The 18,339-nt window shown below is 66.5% G+C and carries 18 protein-coding genes; 8 read left to right on the forward strand and 10 right to left on the reverse strand.

Annotated features, from left to right (window positions below; translation table 11 throughout):
- Positions 1-47 precede the first annotated feature (47 nt).
- Both C8P66_RS05655 and C8P66_RS05660 read left to right on the forward strand, forming a co-directional pair.
- The gene (locus C8P66_RS05655; RefSeq protein ID WP_111397185.1) at positions 48-293 is read left to right on the forward strand and encodes a type II toxin-antitoxin system ParD family antitoxin; all 246 of its coding nucleotides are present in this window, start codon (positions 48-50) and stop codon (positions 291-293) included.
- Entirely contained in the window at positions 294-599 is a 306-nt protein-coding gene (locus C8P66_RS05660) for a type II toxin-antitoxin system RelE/ParE family toxin (protein WP_111397186.1), read from the forward strand. It abuts the gene before it with no gap.
- Positions 600-614: 15 nt separating this feature from the next.
- Here C8P66_RS05660 and C8P66_RS23480 read toward each other — a convergent pair whose 3' ends face one another.
- From C8P66_RS23480 to C8P66_RS05670, 3 genes are all read right to left on the reverse strand, one after another.
- A complete protein-coding gene (locus tag C8P66_RS23480) occupies positions 615-1,694 on the reverse strand; it encodes a hypothetical protein (RefSeq protein WP_146422724.1) in 1,080 nt (359 codons plus the stop codon).
- A gap of 97 nt (positions 1,695-1,791) precedes the next feature.
- Positions 1,792-2,151, reverse strand: coding sequence for a fluoride efflux transporter FluC (locus tag C8P66_RS05665; protein WP_245903252.1), 360 nt, complete (start codon positions 2,149-2,151; stop codon positions 1,792-1,794).
- Positions 2,148-3,506 carry a replication-associated recombination protein A gene (locus C8P66_RS05670; RefSeq protein WP_111397187.1) on the reverse strand — a complete coding sequence of 453 codons (1,359 nt, stop codon included), beginning with the start codon at positions 3,504-3,506 and terminating at the stop codon, positions 2,148-2,150. The genes C8P66_RS05665 and C8P66_RS05670 overlap by 4 nt, the downstream gene beginning before the upstream one ends.
- Positions 3,507-3,608: 102 nt before the next feature.
- On the opposite strand from C8P66_RS05670, the gene C8P66_RS05675 reads away from it, so the two are divergent.
- Complete coding sequence (locus tag C8P66_RS05675) at positions 3,609-4,586, forward strand: Bug family tripartite tricarboxylate transporter substrate binding protein (protein ID WP_111397188.1); 978 nt, start codon at positions 3,609-3,611, stop codon at positions 4,584-4,586.
- A 29-nt stretch (positions 4,587-4,615) separates the two neighbouring features.
- Here C8P66_RS05675 and C8P66_RS05680 read toward each other — a convergent pair whose 3' ends face one another.
- Positions 4,616-5,938, reverse strand: coding sequence for an NAD(P)/FAD-dependent oxidoreductase (locus C8P66_RS05680; protein WP_111397189.1), 1,323 nt, complete (start codon positions 5,936-5,938; stop codon positions 4,616-4,618).
- 126 nt (positions 5,939-6,064) lie between these two features.
- Between C8P66_RS05680 and C8P66_RS05685 the strand changes: the two genes are divergently transcribed.
- The 3 genes from C8P66_RS05685 to C8P66_RS05695 are packed head-to-tail and all read left to right on the forward strand — an operon-like array spanning position 6,065 to position 9,399.
- On the forward strand, positions 6,065-6,859 hold the full coding sequence (locus C8P66_RS05685; RefSeq protein WP_408881979.1) for an enoyl-CoA hydratase: 795 nt from the start codon (positions 6,065-6,067) through the stop codon (positions 6,857-6,859).
- Positions 6,860-6,871: 12 nt separating this feature from the next.
- A complete protein-coding gene (locus C8P66_RS05690; RefSeq protein WP_111397190.1) occupies positions 6,872-8,488 on the forward strand; it encodes an acyl-CoA synthetase in 1,617 nt (538 codons plus the stop codon).
- Positions 8,489-8,529: 41 nt separating this feature from the next.
- Positions 8,530-9,399, forward strand: a complete 870-nt coding sequence (locus C8P66_RS05695) for a DMT family transporter (RefSeq protein ID WP_111397191.1) — start codon at positions 8,530-8,532, stop codon at positions 9,397-9,399.
- Positions 9,400-9,608: 209 nt separating this feature from the next.
- On the opposite strand, the gene C8P66_RS05700 is transcribed toward C8P66_RS05695, so the two are convergent.
- From C8P66_RS05700 to C8P66_RS05710, 3 genes are all read right to left on the reverse strand, one after another.
- The gene (locus C8P66_RS05700; RefSeq protein WP_146422726.1) at positions 9,609-10,757 is read right to left on the reverse strand and encodes a hypothetical protein; all 1,149 of its coding nucleotides are present in this window, start codon (positions 10,755-10,757) and stop codon (positions 9,609-9,611) included.
- A 776-nt stretch (positions 10,758-11,533) separates the two neighbouring features.
- On the reverse strand, positions 11,534-12,649 hold the full coding sequence (locus C8P66_RS05705; protein WP_111397193.1) for a 2-aminoethylphosphonate--pyruvate transaminase: 1,116 nt from the start codon (positions 12,647-12,649) through the stop codon (positions 11,534-11,536).
- A gap of 68 nt (positions 12,650-12,717) precedes the next feature.
- Entirely contained in the window at positions 12,718-13,338 is a 621-nt protein-coding gene (locus C8P66_RS05710) for a DUF1194 domain-containing protein (protein WP_111397334.1), read from the reverse strand.
- A 115-nt stretch (positions 13,339-13,453) separates the two neighbouring features.
- Here C8P66_RS05710 and C8P66_RS05715 point away from each other — a divergent pair, with 115 nt between their 5' ends.
- The gene (locus C8P66_RS05715; protein WP_111397194.1) at positions 13,454-13,768 is read left to right on the forward strand and encodes a Bug family tripartite tricarboxylate transporter substrate binding protein; all 315 of its coding nucleotides are present in this window, start codon (positions 13,454-13,456) and stop codon (positions 13,766-13,768) included.
- Between the two features lie 19 nt (positions 13,769-13,787).
- On the opposite strand, the gene C8P66_RS23485 is transcribed toward C8P66_RS05715, so the two are convergent.
- Together C8P66_RS23485 and C8P66_RS05720 are read right to left on the reverse strand one after the other, a co-directional pair.
- A complete protein-coding gene (locus C8P66_RS23485; protein ID WP_146422728.1) occupies positions 13,788-14,915 on the reverse strand; it encodes a hypothetical protein in 1,128 nt (375 codons plus the stop codon).
- A 33-nt stretch (positions 14,916-14,948) separates the two neighbouring features.
- The gene (locus C8P66_RS05720; RefSeq protein ID WP_111397195.1) at positions 14,949-15,212 is read right to left on the reverse strand and encodes a DksA/TraR family C4-type zinc finger protein; all 264 of its coding nucleotides are present in this window, start codon (positions 15,210-15,212) and stop codon (positions 14,949-14,951) included.
- 179 nt (positions 15,213-15,391) lie between these two features.
- Here C8P66_RS05720 and katG point away from each other — a divergent pair, with 179 nt between their 5' ends.
- Entirely contained in the window at positions 15,392-17,599 is a 2,208-nt protein-coding gene (gene katG / locus C8P66_RS05725; protein ID WP_111397196.1) for a catalase/peroxidase HPI, read from the forward strand.
- Positions 17,600-17,656: 57 nt separating this feature from the next.
- Here the strand turns inward: katG and C8P66_RS05730 are convergent, their stop codons facing one another.
- Positions 17,657-18,187, reverse strand: a complete 531-nt coding sequence (locus C8P66_RS05730) for an SEL1-like repeat protein (protein ID WP_146422729.1) — start codon at positions 18,185-18,187, stop codon at positions 17,657-17,659.
- Between the last annotated feature and the right edge of the window lie 152 nt (positions 18,188-18,339).

Raw genomic sequence — 18,339 nt, forward strand, 5'->3', positions numbered from 1 at the left:
GATTGCGCAGTTTGTGTTATCGATGCGGCGTTCAGAAGGAGCCTGCCATGAACGTGTCGATCGGAGCCCGATGGGAAGGGTTCGTGGAGGCCGCCGTCAAAAGCGGCCGGTACAGTTCCGCGAGCGAGGTGATGCGGGAGGGGCTGCGGCTCGTCGAGGAACGCGAGACGCGGCTCAAGGCGCTGCGGGAGACGCTGGATGCCTCGATCGCGCGGGGTGGGCGGGTCACGGATGAGGAGCTTTCGGCGTCCTTGCTGGCGACATCAGCGGAGTTGGCGAAGGAAGGGTATTGAATGCGGCAGCTTGTCTATCTGCTGTCCGCACGAGACGACCTGACCGATATCCTGAGATACATCACCCGCGAAAGCCGGGATCGCGCCATCGGCGAAGCCTTTGTCGTCATGCTGCGGCAGCAGTGCCGCAAGCTGGCGGCGCTGCCCGGCACGCTCGGTGTGGCAAGGCCGGAGCTTCGGCCGGATATCCGCAGCCTGCCCTACAAGGGCTATGTCATCTTCTTCCGCTACGAAGACGATCTGGTCGAGGTCGTGAATATCCTCGAAGGCCACAGGGATATAGTTTCCCTCTTCAGCCAGGAGTAGGTTTAGAATGGACCTTTAACCAATAAGCTTGGCCGTGATTGCGATGGCCTCATCCATCTCTGCGGTGACACGACATCCGTAGGCCCGATCCAAGGCGAGATGGCGCTCTTTTATCATCGCGGATAAAGAGCCCTCGGTGAAGAACGCATCTCCATAGGCAAGCGCTGCTGCGGCATGGTCGAAATCAAACAGATCATTGCCCTTGAATTTTCGGCCCTTATTCCAGCGCAGTGAGGCGTGGAGGCTTGAGAGAATATGCAGCGTCCGCAGCTCGTCACGAGCTTTGTTTTTTTCGAGGCATACAGCGAGAAGGTTCTTGTGTTGATTTTCAAAGGCTTGGCACTGAGCCGGCGTTGGCTGTTCGGAGATCGCTCCCCGTTCGAAAGCCATGGAAACTGTTATGTCTACAGCTATTCCACCAAATAAATCGACTATCCCTCGTGCTTCGTCTGCATATGCCTGTTCAAAACTCTGTAGGTAGCAGGCATTATCCGCTACGTCGGCATTTAATTTTTCTGCAATGCGCCTGAATTCTATTTCTATTGTTGGAAAATTCCCGATAGTTTTGATGATGTCGCGAAGTGGGGTAGTCCACATCAGGTCAAAAACTGCCTTCTGTATTTCAAATTCTGCTTCGGGGTCGAAAGACATATTCGTTGGATGCACCATACCCAGTACGTAGCTGTGCTTAGACCAGATAAGATGCTTCACCGGGTGAAGATTAGTTTGCCCAGACCTCGAGCGCAGGAAATATGCAATCTCAGTCCCAATCCGGGCATCCTGGCCAACGAGCGTGACACCCAGGCTGAGCTCATCGATGAGCGCTGCTGTCGCCAGCCGAGAGACCGGGTCGCTCTGCTTCATCAACTCGAGGAAGACCGTCTCGCTGATGGGGCAGAATACACGCCCGGCAGCAATGCCCTTTCGAAGCAGGCCCAGAAGTTCAACTGCGCTGGTGCTATCCAGATCAGCATTCGCCTTCCGTAGAAGAATCCAATATCTGGTATCAAGATAAATGACATGTCGTTCAGCCAACGTTTCCCCTAACGCGATCTTGGCTCGACGCACATACATATCGATGGCGGTTGCGATCATTCTCCATTATATGTGGAGCACACTTCAAAGCGCCATAAAATCAATAGGCCGAAATATTTTTAAGCCGCCGCTGGCAATCAGATTTCTATCTGGCCGTTTACCGTCGCCCCATGTGCCAAAAGACCACCGCAAACGCCCCCAACCCCAACACCAGCGTCAACCCCACATACACCACCCCCAACCACCACTGCCTCTCCCACAGCACCCCCGTCTCCAGCGAAAACGCCGAGAAGGTGGTGAACCCCCCCAACACCCCGGTGACCAGAAACAGCCGCCACTCCCCCGACACGCCCAAGCCCGCCGCCAGCCCGATCAACCCGCTGCCGACCACATTCACCACCAGCGTCCCCCAGGGGAACACCGCCACCGGCGAGGCGAACAGCGTCGAGACCACAAAGCGCAGCACCGACCCCACCGCCCCGCCGGCCGCGACCAGCAGCATGGTCCAGGGCGTCACGTCCGCGGTTTCCGCGCCGGCGCCACCGTGCCCATTTCACCCCGCGCCGCCCCGCGCGTCGCCCGCAGCCGCGCCAGATGCGCCAGTTTCTCGCCGATCGCTGCCTCCCGTCCCCGCTCCGTCGGCGTGTAGAGCCGCGCCGGCACCATCCCATCCGGCCAGTAATCCTGGCCCGAAAAAGCCTCCTCGGCATCGTGGTCGTAGGAATACCCGCCGCCGTAGCCGAGGTCCTTCATCATCCGCGTCGGCGCGTTCAGGATATGCGCCGGCGGCATCAGGCTGCCGGTTTCCGCCGCCAGCCGGCGCGCAGCACCCCAGGCGCGATAGGCCGAGTTGGATTTGTCCGCCGTCGCCAGCCGCAGCACCAGTTCCGCCAGCGCCAATTCGCCCTCCGGGCTGCCCAGCCGTTCGTAGGTTTCCCAGGCCGCCAGCGCGAAAGGCAGCGCGCCGGGATCGGCCAGCCCGACATCCTCGGCGGCGAAGCGGGTCAGGCGGCGGGCGATGTAGCGCGGGTCCTCGCCGCCGCCGACCATGCGGGCGAACCAGTAGAGCGCCGCATCCGGGTCGCTACCGCGCATCGATTTGTGCAGCGCGGAGATGAGGTTGTAGTGCTCCTCCCGGTCCCGGTCATACAGCGCCGCCCGCCGCGCCAGCAGCGCCGAAAGCGCCGCCACATCCAGCGGCGGCGCCCCCGCCGGCAGCGCCAGAAGCTGCTCGGCCATGTTGAGCAGGTACCGCCCGTCGCCATCGGCCATGGCCCGCAGGATCGGCCGCGCGGCGGCATCCAGCGGCAGCGGGCGCCCGGCCTCGGCCTCCGCCCGCTGGATCAGCAGGTCCAGCGCCTCTTCATCCAGCCTGCGCAGCACCAGCACCTGGCAGCGCGAGAGCAGCGCGCCGTTCAGCGCGAAGGAGGGGTTTTCGGTCGTCGCCCCGACCAGCACCACGGTGCCATCCTCGACCACCGGCAAAAACCCGTCCTGCTGGGCGCGATTGAAGCGGTGGATCTCATCCACGAACAGCAGCGTGCCGCGCGGTGAGGCGCGGGCCGCGTCGAAGGCCCGCTTGAGGTCAGCGACCCCCGAAAACACCGCCGAAAGCTGTTCGAACCGCAGGCCCGCCGCCTCGGCCAGCAGCCTGGCGATGGTGGTCTTGCCCACCCCCGGCGGCCCCCAGAGGATCAGGGAGGACAGCGCCCCGCGTTCCAGCATCCGGCTGAGCGCGCCATCGGGGCCGACCAGATGCGGCTGGCCGACGACCTCGGCGAGGGTTTTGGGGCGCAGGCGATCGGCCAGCGGCCGCTCCCCTGCGGGGCGGGGCGGGCCTTCGGGCTCGCCGAACAGATCATTAAGGGTCACCGGCCTAGAATAAACGAGCCGGCGCCGTCGGGCTACTCGGGCCTTGACGCGGTCGGCAGCCACCGCTTGTTGGTGTCAACCAACCAGATCGAGGAACGAGCCATGCATACCCTCTCGCGCCGCACCCTGGCCGGGCTTTTGCTCGGCGCGGCCGCCGCCCCCTCGGCGGCCCGGGCGCAGGCGAATTTCCCGACCCGCAGCCTGCGCATGATCGCGCCCTATGCGCCTGGTGGCGGCGTCGATACCTCCGCCCGGCTGCTGGCGATGCCGATGGGGGCCGCCATGGGCCAGACCGTGATCGTGGAAAACCGCCCCGGCGCCGGCGGCTCGATCGGCGCGGCCGAGGTCGCCCGCGCGGCGCCGGATGGCTATACCGTGCTGCTCGATGCGCTGGGCCATGTGCTGAACCCGGTGCTGCAGAAGAACCTGCCCTTCGACTACAGCACCGCCTTCACGCCGATCACCCAGTTGCTGATCTGGCCGCAGATCTTCCTCTGCTCGCCGCGCCTGCCGGTGCGGACGCTGCCGGAATTCATCGCCTATGCGAAATCCAAGCCGGGCGAGCTGTCCTACGGCTCCTCGGGCAATGCCACGGCGGCGCATCTGGCGGCCTCGCTGCTGTTCTCCCGCGCCGAGGTGACCTTGGAACACGTGCCCTATCGCGGCGGCACGCCGGCCTTGCAGGATCTGCTGGCGGGCAATGTCGCCTGCCTCTTCGGCACCGTCGCCTCCTCGCTGCAATTCGCCAAGGAAGGCACGCTGCGCCCGCTGGCCGTCACCACCACCAGCCGCCTCGCCGCACTGCCCAACGTCCCGACCGTGGCCGAGCAGGGCTTCCCGGGCTTCGAGCTGAACGAGTGGAACGGGCTCTACGCCCCGGCCGGCCTGCCTGTGGCGCTGCGCGACCGCTGGTACAACCTGGCCAAGGCCGCTTTGGCCGACAGCAATGTCGCCGCGCGGCTGGAGGGGCTGGGCGCGATCCCGGTCGGCAGCGAGCCGGCCGCCTTCGCCGCCTTCGTCGTCGAGCAGCGGACCAAGATGCAGGCCCTGGTCACCCAGACCGGGATCGAGATCGGCTAGTCCGGCGGGTGTGACAGGGCGGGGGCCGGTCAGTGCAGCTTCACGACCGGCTCCGCCCGCGATGACACCAGCCCGGCCAGGGTGCGCCGCAGCGTGGGCGCCCTGCCATGCAGCGCGGTCTGGTGCATCTTGTAGAGCGAGCGGTACATCAGCCGCGCGAACAGCCCCTCGATGAACAGGCTCTTGCCGGTCAGGAAGCCCATCAGGCTGCCGACCGTGCTGTATTCGCCCAAGGACACCAGCGAGCCGAAGTCGCGATAGACGAAGGGTTCGAGCGGCTTGCCCGCCAGCAGCCGCTCGACCTGGCCGAGCATATGGCTCGCCATCTGGTGTGCCGCCTGCGCCCGCGGCGGCACCGGCTGGGTCGAGCCCGCGCGGGGGCAGGCGCAGCAATCGCCGATCGCGAAGATCGCCGGGTCGCGGGTGGTTTGCAGGCTCTCGCCCACCACCAGCTGGTTGATGCGATTGGTCTCCAGCCCGTCGATTCCGCGCAGGAAATCCGGGGCTTTGACGCCGGCGGACCAGACCACCAGCTCGGCCGGCAGCAGGCCGCCATCGGCCAGCACCACCCCTTCGGCGCGGACCTCGGCGACGCGGGTGTTCACGCGCAGCTCCACCCCCATCTCGGTCAGCAGCCGCAGCACCGCCTCGGAGATGCGTTCGGGCAAAGCGGGCAGCAGGCGGGGGGCGGCCTCGACCAGGATGATGCGGATGTCGCGCTCGGGCACGATCCGGTCCAGCCCATAGGCGACCACCGCCCGCACCGTGCGGTGCAGCTCGGCGGCCAGTTCGGTGCCGGTGGCGCCGGCGCCGATGATGGCGATGTGGAGCTGCCCGGGGCGGATCGGCCCCTCCTGCGCATTGGCGCGCAGGCAGGCATTGACGAGGCGGCGGTTGAAGCGCGCGGCCTGGTCCGGCGTCTCCAGCGGGATCGCATGGGCCGCGGCCCCGGGCGTGCCGAAGTCGTTGGTGACGCTGCCGACCGCGATGATCAGCGTGTCGTAGCCGAGGCTGCCGGCCGGGGTGATCTCCCGCCCCTCCTCATCCATCGTCGCCGCGAGGTGGATTTGCCGTCGCGCGCGGTCCAGCCCGTCCATCTCGCCGAAGCGGTAGGTGAAGTGGTGCCAATGCGCCTGGGCCAGGTAGTTCAGCTCATGCTGGGCGCGGTCCATGCTGCCGGCGGCGACCGCATGCAGCAGCGGCTTCCACAAATGGGTGCGGGCGCGTTCCACCAAAGTGACATCGGCCCGCCCGTCGCGGCCATGGGCATTGCCGAGCCGGGTCGCCAGCTCCAGCCCCGCGGCACCGCCGCCGACGATGACGATCCGATGCGCGGTGTCGGTCCTGTCCATGCTCGGCCTCCGTTTTGGCCAGTCTAGGGCCGAAGCCGCCCCTGGCGTGAGGCGGACATGCCCGTGCGAGTTGACGCGGCCCCGGCCGGCCGCGCAGCCTGCGGGATAACGGGAGGAAACCACGCCTTGGGCGAGAACCAGATGATGCTGCGCGTGGAGACCGAGGGTGCTGTCGCGACCATCACCTTGGCGCGCCCCAAGGCGCGCAACGCGCTCTCCACCGCGATGATGGCCGCCTTGCTGGAGGCGCTGGGGGGCATCGGCGAGGACATCCGCTGCATCGTGCTGGCGGCGGAGGGCCCGGTCTTCTGCGCCGGCCATGATTTGCGCGAGATCACGGCCCATCGCGCCGATGCGGATGAAGGGGCGGGCTTCTTCGCCGCCGCCATGGAGCAATGCGCGACGCTGATGCAGGCGATCGTCAACCAGCCGCAGCCGGTGATCGCCGCGGTGCAGGGCATGGCGACCGCCGCCGGCTGCCAGCTGGTCGCGAGCTGCGACCTCGCCATCGCCTCCACCGCCGCGCGCTTCTGCACCCCTGGTGTCGAGATCGGGCTGTTCTGCTCGACCCCCGCCGTCGCCCTCTCCCGCGCCGTGCCGCGCAAGGCGGCGATGGAGATGCTGCTGACCGCCGAGCCGATCGGCGCCGAGGCGGCGCGCGGCCTCGGCCTCGTCAACCGCGTGGTCGCGCCCGAGCGGCTGGCGGAGGACGCGGCGAGCCTGGCCGCCAGCATCGCCGCGCGCAGCGGCCTTGCGGTGCGGATGGGCAAGCGCAGCTTCAACGCCCAGATCGGCCTGCCCCTGCCGGCGGCCTATGCCACCGCCGCCGCGACCATGACCGAGAACCTGCTGGCCGAGGATGCCGCCATCGGCATCGGCGCCTTCATGGAGAAACGCGCCCCCATCTGGCGCCATCGCTGAAAGCCACGTCCCATGACCAACCTCGCCTATGATCAGGACCTGGACCGCAACCCGGCGAACCACCAGCCGCTGACCCCGCTGCTGCATCTGGAACGGGCCGCGCAGACCCATCCGCTGCATACGGCGGTGGTCCACAACGGGGTGAAGACGGATTACCGGACCCTGCGGGACCGCTGCGTGCGGCTCGCCTCGGCGCTGGCGGCGCGCGGGCTGGGGCGGGGGGATACGGTCGCGGCGCTGCTGCCGAACATCCCGGCGATGCTGGAATCGCATTACGGCGTGCCGATGGCCGGCTGCGTGCTGAACACCATCAACACAAGGCTGGATGCCGATACCATCGCCTATATCCTCGACCATGGCGAAGCCCAGGCGATCATCGTCGATCGCGAATTTTGGCCCGTGCTGCGGGAGGCGCTGACCATCGCCAAGGCGCGGCCCCTGGTCATCGAGGTCGATGACGGTGTCGGCGCGCCCATCCCGGACGCCATCGGCTATGAGGCGTTCCTGGCCTCGGGCGACCCGGCGTTCGACTGGCCGATGCCGCGCGACGAATGGGATGCGATCAGCCTGAACTACACCAGCGGCACCACGGGGCGGCCCAAGGGCGTCGTCTATCACCATCGCGGCGCCTATCTGCTGGCGATGGGCAATGTGCTGGCCGCCGATATCCGCCGGCATCCGGTCTATCTCTGGACGCTGCCGATGTTTCATTGCAACGGCTGGTGCTTCCCCTGGACCATCTGCGCGGTGTCGGGAACCCATGTCTGCCTGCGCGCGGTGCGCGGCCCGGTGATGTGGAAGCTGATGGGCGAACATGGCGTGACGCTGATGTGCGGCGCGCCCGTGGTGATGGCGACCTTGCTGGACACGCCTGAAGACTCCCGCGCCCCGCTGACCGAAAAAGTTCGCTTCACCACCGCCGGCGCCCCCCCGCCCGAGGCGGTGCTGGCACGCATGGCCGCAGCCGGCTTCGAGGTCTGCCACGTCTATGGGCTGACCGAATGCTACGGCCCCGCCGTCGTCAACGAATGGCATCGGGACTGGGACGACCTGCCGGCGCATGAGCAGGCCGCGCGCATGGCGCGCCAGGGCGTGCGCTACCCGGTGCTGGAGGCGCTGGATGTGAAGGACCCGATCACCTTCGACTCCGTCCCCGCCGATGGCATCACGATGGGTGAGGTGATGATGCGCGGCAACGTCGTCAGCAAAGGCTATTTCAAGGACCCCGCGGCGACCCAGAAGGCCTTCGAGCATGGCTGGTTCCACACCGGGGATCTGGCCGTGAAGCACACCGACCAGACCATCCAGCTCCGCGACCGCAGCAAGGACATCATCATCTCCGGCGGCGAGAACATCAGCAGCATCGAGGTCGAGGACGCGCTCTACAAACACCCCGCCGTGGCGCTCGCCGCCGTGGTGGCGCAGCAGGACGACAAATGGGGCGAGGTGCCCTGCGCCTTCATCGAGTTGAAGCCGGGGATGTCGGCGACCGAGGCCGAACTGATCGCCTGGTGCCGCCAGCATATGGCCAGCTTCAAGGCGCCCAAGCGGATCGTGTTTTCGGAACTGCCGCGCACCAGCACGGGCAAGATCCAGAAACACATCCTGCGGGCCTCAATCAAGGCGTGACCCCGCATTGACGCATGGGGGCGCGCGCCGCAGGTAGCGGCATGACACCCCGCTGGATCGGCCTGCTCTGCCTGTTGGCGACCGCATTGGGCTGGGGCCTCAACTGGCCGGCGATGAAGCTGCTGTTGCAGGAATGGCCGCCGCTGTTCTCACGCGGGGTCGCCGGCGTCGTCGCCTGCGGCCTGCTCGCGCTGATCGCGCGGCATCGCGGCGAACGGCTGAGCCTGCCCCCCCGCGCGAGGCTCCGGCTGGTGATCGCCACCTTCACCAATGTCATCGCCTGGATGGGGCTTTCCACCATGTCGATGCGCTGGGTCAGCGTCAGCGAGGGCGCGCTGCTGGTCTATTCCATGCCGCTCTGGGCCATGATCCTCGCCTGGCCCTTGCGCGGCACCCGCCCCACGGCGCGCGGCTTCGTGGCGCTGATGCTGGGGCTGGCCGGCATCGGCGTGCTGCTCGCGGGGCAGGGGATCGCGCTGGATGCGGGCAAGCTTGTGGGCATCGGCCTCGCCCTGGGGGCGGCGGTGTGCTTCGCGCTCGGCACCATCCTGAACGGCGGGGCGCTGCCGGTGCCGCCGGTGGCCCTTGTCGCCTGGCAGGTCGGGCTGGGCTGCGCGCCGATGCTGCTGCTGGGCCTGGCTTTCGAGCACCCGGATTTCGCCGCGCTGACGCCGATCGGCGGCGCGGTGCTGGTCTATATGACGCTGGTGCCGATGGGGGCCTGCTACCTCACCTGGTTCGCGGCGCTGCGGCATCTGCCGCCGGCGGTGGCGGCGACGGGGATGCTGCTGGTGCCGCTGGTGGGGGTGGTTTCGGCGGCGCTGATGCTCGGCGAACCGCTGGGCCTGCGGGAGGCGGCGGCGATCGCGCTGACGCTCGGCGGCGTGGGGCTGGCCTTGCGGAAGGGCTGAGCCCCCGCCGCCCGGCGCCTGTGACCGGCCGGACAGTTGGATCACCCCGAACCGCATCTTCCACGAGATCGTGGTGGCGAAGCTGCGGCGGGAGCGGTCGTCCGAGCCGACCAGCGGTCCGGAGACGCCCCCGAGTTGCAGGCTGCCCTCCAGGTGATGGGCGCCGTTCGTAACGATTCCCGACGCGGCGCCGCGGCCCGGCCAGGGGCTCAGCCCGGCCGCTTGCCCGGCGGGAAGGCGCTGGCCTTGCCGCGCGTGATGCCGCCATTCGCCTCCACGATCGGGTCCTGCAGCAGGATCGTGCTCGGCCCGCGCAGATCGTCGAGCGCGATGGTGCCGAGGGTGAAATCCGCGATGTAGTTCGCGTAGCTTTCCGCATTGGTCAGCCGCTGCGCCGAGGTCAGCCGCTCATAGGCCGGGTCGGTGGTATAGGCATGGTCCACGATCGGCCGCGCCTCGGGCCGGTCGCCGACGAAATGCGCCAGTTCATGCAGCGAGGTGTGGAAGAACAGCCCGTCGGTGCCGCCATCCATGCCTTCGCAGAAATAGATGCTGTCCTCGCGCAGCCCGTGGTCGATGCGCCCGCCATTGTGGAACCCGCCGAAGAAGGCGAAGGCGATCCAGTCGGCGTGCTGCGGATGATGCGGCCGCGCATCATAGATCGCGGCGCCGAAGACCACGCCGCCGGTGATGCTGGTGCCGCGCGCATAGATGGTGATCATCGAGCGCAGGATGTTCCGCACCCCCGCCAGCGGCGCGAGGCCCTGGCGGCGCTGGGCGGGGGCCAGGCCGAAGTGCTTGGCGAAGACCAGCCAGGCGCCCTCGCCCGCGGTTTGCAGGGAGGGCATGCCACCGGCCTCGCGGGTGCAGAAATCCTCCGCCTCCTGCAACCGCAGCATGGCGCGTTGCAGGGCGGATTTCACGCGCGGGATCTGGGCGGTGGCGCGGCCGATGCGCAGCGTCTCCTGCGGGGTGCGGCCGGTGCCGGCCGCACCGGGCGTGCCGCCGGGCGCGGTCTGGCCGCCGACATTGGGCTGGCTCGCCTGCAGATGCTGGAGTGTCTGCTTGCCCGGATCGACCCGACCATCGGACCAGCCGAGCCGCGCCTTCTGGAAGCGGGAGATCGCGTTGATGGTGCGGGGGCCGATCAGCCCATCCTCCGCCAGCCGTTGCAGCGGGCCGCCGGCGCTGGCCGCGACGCCGTTCAGCAGATGCTGGATGGTGCGGACGTCATCGGCCTTGTTGCGCCCGCCGAGGCCGACCGAGGCGCTGATGACCGATGCCCCCTCCGCATCGGGCATTTCGCAGATCTGGCAGCCGCGCAGCGTCATCGCGCGGACGAGGAGGGGTTTGCTCATGGGTAGGGGCGGCCTTGTCGCGGGGACAGGCCTATGCTGCCCCCGCAACGTTACGCCGCCAAAGCACCTCATTGCGAGGTGCGGATTGTCGCCGCCGACCAAGCGCCATCACTGGCGCTTGGAAGATATCCGGGCTGGACCCTATCGCTTCTTTCTGCCAGGGCCAGTCCGAAACGGCCACGCCTTAAGGCCGTAGTCATGGGCGTCGTAAACAATGCCCGTCCGGTGATCTGTTCGAAATCGACGAAACGCGGTTGCACTGGGGGGGGTAGGCACAGCCATTGTCATGGGTCCTTTCGAGACGTTTGGCCCATGTCAAGCTTTACGGATCGACTAAACCCAGGCATTCTCCGCCCGGAGCGCGAACTCCACCGTAAAGAGGTTGACAAGAGCCCCTTTTCCGGAAAGGGGGCGAGGGGGGCCAACCCCTCGCCTCCGTTACCGAAGCACGCACAATACCTCATGGACGTGGGTGGGGTACAGTACCGGCGTAGGCGCCCCTCCTGTCGAGTGGGTGCAGCAGGCTGGTTTTCTGCGCTCCGGCGGCCAGAAAAGTGAGGAAAACCCTCGTGTGTTCTCTTTTTGTTTGGACTTCTTCGTGGCGATTTCTGGGCTCGCCGACTCGGGGAGAAAAGCCGGTCGGAACGCGGCTTTCGATTCGGTTTAACTGCCGGCCGATGCTGGTTCCCTTTGGCCGTCTGGATTGTGTTTGCTAAAGGGAACCTAATTTAAGAGCGCAATGAAGTTGATCTTCGTGATTTCTTCTCAACCATAAGTTACGCCGCGGCGCGGCGCCCCACGCCCATCTCCTCCAGCACCGCCGCCATCTCCGCCAGGGCGAAGCGGATATCCGCCTCCCCGATCGCGCCGATGCAGCCGATCCGCATGGTGGGCGCGCGGGTGGTGAAGAAATTGCTGATGATGACGCCGCGCGCCTTCATCGCCTTGAGGAAGCGGCCGAAATCCCAGGCGGGATCGGCGGGCTGGTGGACGTTGACGATGATCGGCCCCTGGTGCTCGCGCGCCACGTAAGGCGTGAAGCCGAGGTCGATCAGCCCGTCGTAGAGCACATCCGCATTGCGCCGATACCGCGCGAGCCGCGCCGGCTGCCCGCCCTCCGCATCATACAGATCCATCGCCACGCCGAAGGCCCGCAGCGCCTGCACCGCCGGGGTGAAGCGGAAGGAGCCCCAGCCGTTCTGCAACGCGTGGTCATAGACATCCGCGAGGTCCATGACCCAGGAGCCGGCATTGCCGCGCGCGGCCTCCAGCGCCCCGATCGGGGCCACGGCGAAGCCGAAGCCCGGCATCCCCTCCAGGCATTTGTTGGAGGTGAAGACGACGACATCGCATTCCGGATGCTCGGACATGCGGAAGGGCAGGGCGCCGAAGCCCGAGACCGCGTCGCAGATCATCCGCCGCCCGGCCGCCGCGATCACGGGGCCGAGGATATTGGGATCGTTCACGATGCCGCTGCCGGTCTCGCTGACCACCAGCGCGACGTGGCGCACATCCGGGTTCTGCGCCAGCGCCTCGGCCAGGCGCTCGGGCGGCATCGGCGCGTTGTCGGGGCCGGGGAGGGAGACGACGATGCGCCCCGCCTCGGTCGCGAGGCGCGCGAGGCGGTCGGCATAGCCGCCATTGCGCACCACCAGCAGCTTCTCGCCCGCCTTCACGAAGGTGCGGATCGCGGCCTCGACCACCATATGGCCGCAGCCGGGCAAGGGCAGGGAAACATGCTGGCCCTCGATCCCGCCGGCGATGGCGGTGATGCGCGGGCGCATGGCGGCGTATTCGGCGCGGAACTCGTCGTCCCAGGGCGCGATGTCGTCGGCCATGACGGCACGGACCTTGGGCGAGGTCTGAACGGGGCCGGGGATCAGCAGAAGCATGGGGGAACAGGTCCGAATGAGGTGGAATGCTTGTCGCACCGGCGGGCGGCGGCCTCAAGCGATCAGGCTCAGGCGATCAGGGGCTCGCCGATCTCGCGCAGCAGCTTTTCCCGGATCGCCCGGGCGAAATCGGCATAATCCGCGCAGCTTATGGCGAAGGCGCCGGAGCCGCCGATCACCACGTCACGGTAATGCTCCAGCAGGTCCGGCTCCTCGTTCAGCACCGCCAGGGCGTTGAGCGTGACCCCGGCCAGCACCCCGGCATCGCGCACCGGCCTGGGGTCGCGTCCGGCGTTCCAGCGCCCGTCGCCCGAGACATCCAGCGTCAGCCGGGGCGGGGTGCCGGGGGCGGTGGCGAGCAGCACCAGCCCGGCGGCCATGCCTTCGCCGAGGGCCGTGGCGCCGGGGGCGGGCAGGCGCGGGGCGAAATCGATGGCCTCGGCCAGTGCGGCGGCGGCGGCGGGGCCGTCGATGCGGGTCCAGCCCACCGCCACATCCCGCGCCCCAGGCCCGGACCAGAGCAGCAGGCTGACGGCGATGGCCCCGCGCGGGCCGGCGGCGCAGGCGGCGATGATGTCCGGCTGGCGGAAGGCCTCGGCCAGCCCGCCGATCATCAGCCCGAACTCGTCGTAATCGACGCTGGCCGAGACATCGACGGCGAGACACAGCGCAAGATCAACAGGCTCCATGGCGGCCAGCATAGGGGCAGGCGCGTGCGGGGGACATCGGGGGCGCAGCCTTGCTTGCCCCGCCGGGGAAGCGTGGATTAGCCTGCCCTCGGCAATTCCACGGAAGGTCACGGGTATGACGGCACGTCTCGGGCGCCGTCTGGCGCTTGGCCTGGGCGGGGCGGCGCTGGCCGCGCCGGGACTGCGGGCGCAATCCTGGCCGTCGCGGCCGATGCGCGTGATCGTGCTCTTCACCCCGGGGGGTGCCACCGATGGCATGGCCCGCATCACCACCCAAAAACTCCAGGAGCGGTTGGGACAGACCGTGGTGGTGGAGAACCGGGCCGGGGCCAATGGCGCGATCGGGGGGCAGTTCGTCGCCCAGGCGGCGCCGGATGGCTATACCTTCTGCTTCTCCGCCTCGATCCAGACCATGGCTAACGAATATTGAATTATCTTTCGATCTTAATTCATTCTTCAGAAATTTCTTTTTCTTTTTCAGCGGCTTCCACAATTGCAATTACCGCTTGCCGGACGGCCAATATATATTTTATTATATCATCGCTTGTCACGATGATTGAATCACCGATGTTCATTTTATCTCCTGTTCGGGACAAATATTCCCTGTCGATTAATCCTCTCTTATGAACAAGGAGGTGACGACGCTGATTGAGGAGCCATAAATCGTTGCCGATGATCTTTGATACATTTAGATTGGATAAAAGAGCGGAGATTGCGCTGCGAATTACATTGATGTTATCTAATCTCTTCCCTTTAAAAAGCACAGAGCCCATAGATTTGGTTAGATCAAATAAATTTTCATTTATCGTGTCTAAATCTATCGAGAATTTCCCAAAATATGATTTGAGACCTGGGCAATTCAATACTTTACTAGCTCGACGTGGGTCTGAGTTAATCCACTCAACTATGAATGAAGATGCGAAATTTTCGAATATCGACCAAGTCGAAGAAAGGGCCTGGTTCATTAATTCTGCCGCGGCTGCACCGATATCGCGCGAGCTGAGAGCTCTACTAAGTTCAAGTACAATTGTGTTTGCGATAAAATTTGATCCATCTTTACTATTACGAAAATTTTCCATTTCGATACGAGCCCTCTCAAAGGCGAGTATGTCCTGCTCTTTCGAGAGATTCCCGTTGTCCTCAAAGGTCAAGCCTCGGATTCTCGCGGCTGTATAAAACTGATTGAATCGTCTTTTATTTATTGATTCACTGGTCAGGCTGAATGGTAGAGATGCAGCACTAATAACTCCGTGAAGTCCACTCGATACATTGTCTACCAACGAGCGGCAAAGAGGATCACTCAAAATTAATTTCTCTAGCGGTTCGATCATTTCGTCGGAAGTCGCGATCAAAAACGAACGGGTGACGGCTCGAAAGACGTCTGGACCGGGACTCAGTTCGGCGTCGTGGCTCATGGCAGAAACATAGCTGAAGGACGCACAGCCGCCAGCAACGACCGGGTCCATCTGAATGATTATCGGCATGTAGCGGACCATCAGGATGCAGAGCAGCATGGAGGTGATGTAGGTGGCCGTGCAGCCGAAGCCTCTGCAATCTGGTGCGTCTTGCACCGTCACATGATGCGGCGCGATCCGTCATGTGCCGAACGGCTATTTGAGCTGGCTGTCCTTGCTGCCCCTGCGGTTGAAGCCGAACTGCGCCGGCCGGCCGTCCCGCGCGGTCTGGCAGTCGATGCAGGTCCGAACGCCGGGAAGCGCGCGGCGGCGCGCCTCGGGGATTTCGTCACCGCAGTCCACGCAATGGATCTCCGCCTCGCCCGTCGGCAGGTGCGCCCGCGCCCGCAGCACGCCGTCTTTGACGGTATCGTCGATCTGGTCCTGCACCGCCCCGTCCGGGGCCCATCCACTTGCCATGGCCGCCTCCGCGCTCGCGCGTTTCACCTGGGCCTAATCTGGTAAGGCGCCCGCCGGCTTCCAAGAATGCGGCGTATCATCGATTGTCTCGATCAAATCATCTAAGTTTACTCATTGGATCGCTTTTCATCTGTCGCCCATAGTCCCCTTCATCGACACCAAGGAAGGGGACGACACCAATGGACACAAACGCACCAGCCGAGGGCAAATGCCCGGTTGTGGGACATGGGGCCGCGGGCCACACGACGCGCCTGGCCCGGATGAATCGTGACTGGTGGCCGAACCAGCTCAACCTCAACGTCCTGTACCAGAACTCCCCGCGGGCCAATCCGCTGGGCCAGAGCTTCGATTACGCCAGTGAATTCAAGAGCCTCGACCTCGACGCGGTGGTCCGCGACCTGCACGCGCTGATGACGGATTCGCAAGACTGGTGGCCGGCCGATTACGGCCATTACGGGCCGTTCTTCATCCGCATGGCCTGGCACAGCGCCGGCACCTACCGCATCTTCGACGGCCGTGGCGGCGCCGGCTCCGGCACCCAGCGCTTCGCGCCGCTCAACTCCTGGCCAGACAATGCGAACCTCGACAAGGCGCGCCGGCTGCTCTGGCCGCTCAAGCAGAAATACGGCCGCAAGCTCTCCTGGGCCGATCTGCTGGTGCTCACCGGCAACGTCGCCCTGGAATCGATGGGCTTCAAGACCTTCGGCTACGCCGGCGGCCGCGAGGACGTGTGGGAGCCGGAGGAGGACATCTACTGGGGCCGTGAGGGCACCTGGCTCGGCGACGAGCGCTACAAGAACGAGCGCGAGCTGGAATCCCCCCTCGCCGCCGTCCAGATGGGCCTCATCTACGTCAATCCCGAAGGCCCGAACGGCAAGCCCGACCCGGCCGCCGCCGCCGTGGACATCCGCGAGACCTTCGCCCGCATGGCGATGAACGACGAGGAGACGGTCGCCCTCATCGCCGGCGGCCATACCTTCGGCAAGACCCATGGCGCCGCCGAGCCCGGCCAGTATGTCGGCCTGCAGCCCGAAAGTGCTGGCGTCGAGGAGCAGGGCCTGGGCTGGAAGAACAGCTATGGCAGCGGCAAGGGTGTCCACACCATCACCAGCGGGCTGGAAGGCGCCTGGACCACCACCCCGACCAAATGGGACAACACCTTCTTCGACATCCTGTTCGGCTTCGAATGGGCGTTGGTCCGCAGCCCGGCCGGCGCCTACCAATGGGCGCCCAAGGATGGCGCGGCGGCGACCGCCGTGCCCGACGCGCATGATCCCGACAAGCGCCACGCGCCGATGATGCTGACGACGGATCTCGCGCTGAGGACGGACCCTGCCTACACCGCCATCTCCCGGCGGTTCCACCAGAACCAGGCCGAGTTCGCCGACGCCTTCGCCCGTGCCTGGTACAAGCTGACCCATCGCGACATGGGGCCGCGCGCCCGCTACCTCGGCAAGCTGGTCCCGGCGGAGCCGCTGCTCTGGCAGGACCCCGTCCCCGATGTGGACCATCCGTTGGTGGGCGAGGCGGAGGTCGCGGATCTGAAGGCGAAGCTCCTCGCCTCGGGCCTCACCACCGCCCAGCTGGTCTCGACCGCCTGGGCCTCGGCCGCGACCTTCCGCGTCTCCGACAAGCGGGGCGGTGCCAATGGCGCCCGCATCCGCCTGGCGCCGCAGAAGGATTGGGCGGTCAACCAGCCGGCCGAACTGGCGAAGGTGCTGCCGGTGCTGGAAGGCATCCAGGCGGCGTTCAACGCGGCGGGCGGCAAGAAGGTGTCGCTCGCCGATCTGATCGTCCTCGGCGGCTGCGCGGCCATCGAGGCGGCGGCCAAGGCGGCGGGGCAGGAGGTGACGGTCCCCTTCATCCCCGGCCGCACCGATGCGTCGCAGGAGCAGACGGATGTCGAGGCCTTCGCCGTGCTGGAGCCGACGGCCGACGGCTTCCGCAACTACCTCACCGGCGACGACGAGCGCTCCCCTGAGGAGCGGCTGGTGGACCGGGCGCATCTGCTGACCTTGTCGGTGCCGGAGATGGCGGTGCTGGTCGGTGGCCTGCGGGTCCTCGGCGCGAATGCCGGGCAGTCCCCGCATGGCGTCTTCACCGAGGCGCCGGGGACGTTGACGAACGACTTCTTCGTCAATCTGCTCGACATGAAGACGGCCTGGGCGGCGTCCCCGACCTCGGGGAACCTGTTCGAAGGGCGGGACCGCGCGACGGGTGCGGTGAAGTGGACCGGCACGCGGATCGACCTGCTCTTCGGGTCGAACTCCGTGGTTCGGGCGGCGGCGGAAGCCTATGCCTGCGAGGACGCGAAACTGGCCTTCGTGGCCGACTTCGTGAAGGCCTGGACCAAGGTGATGAACCTCGATCGCTACGATCTGGCCTAATATCTGGTCAGGGCCGCGTTCCCCTTCGGAACGCGGCCCTGATGCCGCGCCGCAAGACTACGCCCGCGCCTGCCGCAAGGTGCAGGCCGCCACCCCCACCCCCGCCGCGCGAATCCGCTCGCCCATCGCCCGCTGCCCCGGCGTCATATCTTCCCCGACACTCCGCGCCCGCGCCGCCCCCTCGGCCTCCCCCGCATCGGCGGCAAACTGGAACCACGCCCAGGCCAGCGGCAGATTGTCCGGCCCGCCCGCCACCGCATTGGCCAGCCGCCGGGTGATCCGCACCCCATCCACCAGGCTGCCGGAATGGATGCGTCCCAGCCGGAACATCGCCGGCGCGAACCCCTGCGCCGCCGCCCGGCACATCCATTCCGTCGCCGCCTGGGTGTCATAGAAGGGCTGCCGCTCGCTCACCGAACAGCATAGCGCATTGCCGATGCGAAGCTGCGCCACGGGGTCGCCCGCCTCGGCCGCCGGCAGGGTGTTGCTGTAGATGGCGCGGTCGCGGGCGATGCTCGCCGCCTCGATCACCGGGGCGGCGCATCCGGCCAGCAGGAACAACAGGGCAGGGGCCAATCGGCGCAGCATGGAGAACCTCGGGGGGTGGTGGTGCGTTGTGGCTTAACGGGCGGTGATGAAGACTTCCTGTGCGAAGGCCGCGACCGCGATGGACGTGGTGTGATACAGCCCAGGCTGGTTTGGACGGGCCGCGATCCGGTCCCGGGAAGGAAGACGGCCAC

Origin of the sequence: Humitalea rosea (assembly GCF_003253705.1) — a bacterium.
GTDB classification, from domain to species: domain Bacteria; phylum Pseudomonadota; class Alphaproteobacteria; order Acetobacterales; family Acetobacteraceae; genus Humitalea; species Humitalea rosea.

Excerpts from the sequence above, each read along its gene's own strand:
- C8P66_RS05655 (WP_111397185.1), top strand. The coding sequence starts at position 48 with ATGAACGTGTCGATCGGAGCCCGATGGGAAGGGTTCGTGGAGGCCGCC.
- C8P66_RS05710 (WP_111397334.1), bottom strand. The coding sequence starts at position 13,338 with ATGGAGCCTGTTGATCTTGCGCTGTGTCTCGCCGTCGATGTCTCGGCC.
- C8P66_RS05720 (WP_111397195.1), bottom strand. The coding sequence starts at position 15,212 with ATGGCAAGTGGATGGGCCCCGGACGGGGCGGTGCAGGACCAGATCGAC.
- C8P66_RS05715 (WP_111397194.1), top strand. The coding sequence starts at position 13,454 with ATGACGGCACGTCTCGGGCGCCGTCTGGCGCTTGGCCTGGGCGGGGCG.
- C8P66_RS05705 (WP_111397193.1), bottom strand. The coding sequence starts at position 12,649 with ATGCTTCTGCTGATCCCCGGCCCCGTTCAGACCTCGCCCAAGGTCCGT.
- C8P66_RS05700 (WP_146422726.1), bottom strand. The coding sequence starts at position 10,757 with ATGAGCAAACCCCTCCTCGTCCGCGCGATGACGCTGCGCGGCTGCCAG.
- C8P66_RS05730 (WP_146422729.1), bottom strand. The coding sequence starts at position 18,187 with ATGCTGCGCCGATTGGCCCCTGCCCTGTTGTTCCTGCTGGCCGGATGC.
- C8P66_RS05680 (WP_111397189.1), bottom strand. The coding sequence starts at position 5,938 with ATGGACAGGACCGACACCGCGCATCGGATCGTCATCGTCGGCGGCGGT.
- C8P66_RS05690 (WP_111397190.1), top strand. The coding sequence starts at position 6,872 with ATGACCAACCTCGCCTATGATCAGGACCTGGACCGCAACCCGGCGAAC.
- katG (WP_111397196.1), top strand. The coding sequence starts at position 15,392 with ATGGACACAAACGCACCAGCCGAGGGCAAATGCCCGGTTGTGGGACAT.
- C8P66_RS23480 (WP_146422724.1), bottom strand. The coding sequence starts at position 1,694 with ATGATCGCAACCGCCATCGATATGTATGTGCGTCGAGCCAAGATCGCG.
- C8P66_RS05660 (WP_111397186.1), top strand. The coding sequence starts at position 294 with ATGCGGCAGCTTGTCTATCTGCTGTCCGCACGAGACGACCTGACCGAT.
- C8P66_RS05695 (WP_111397191.1), top strand. The coding sequence starts at position 8,530 with ATGACACCCCGCTGGATCGGCCTGCTCTGCCTGTTGGCGACCGCATTG.
- C8P66_RS05675 (WP_111397188.1), top strand. The coding sequence starts at position 3,609 with ATGCATACCCTCTCGCGCCGCACCCTGGCCGGGCTTTTGCTCGGCGCG.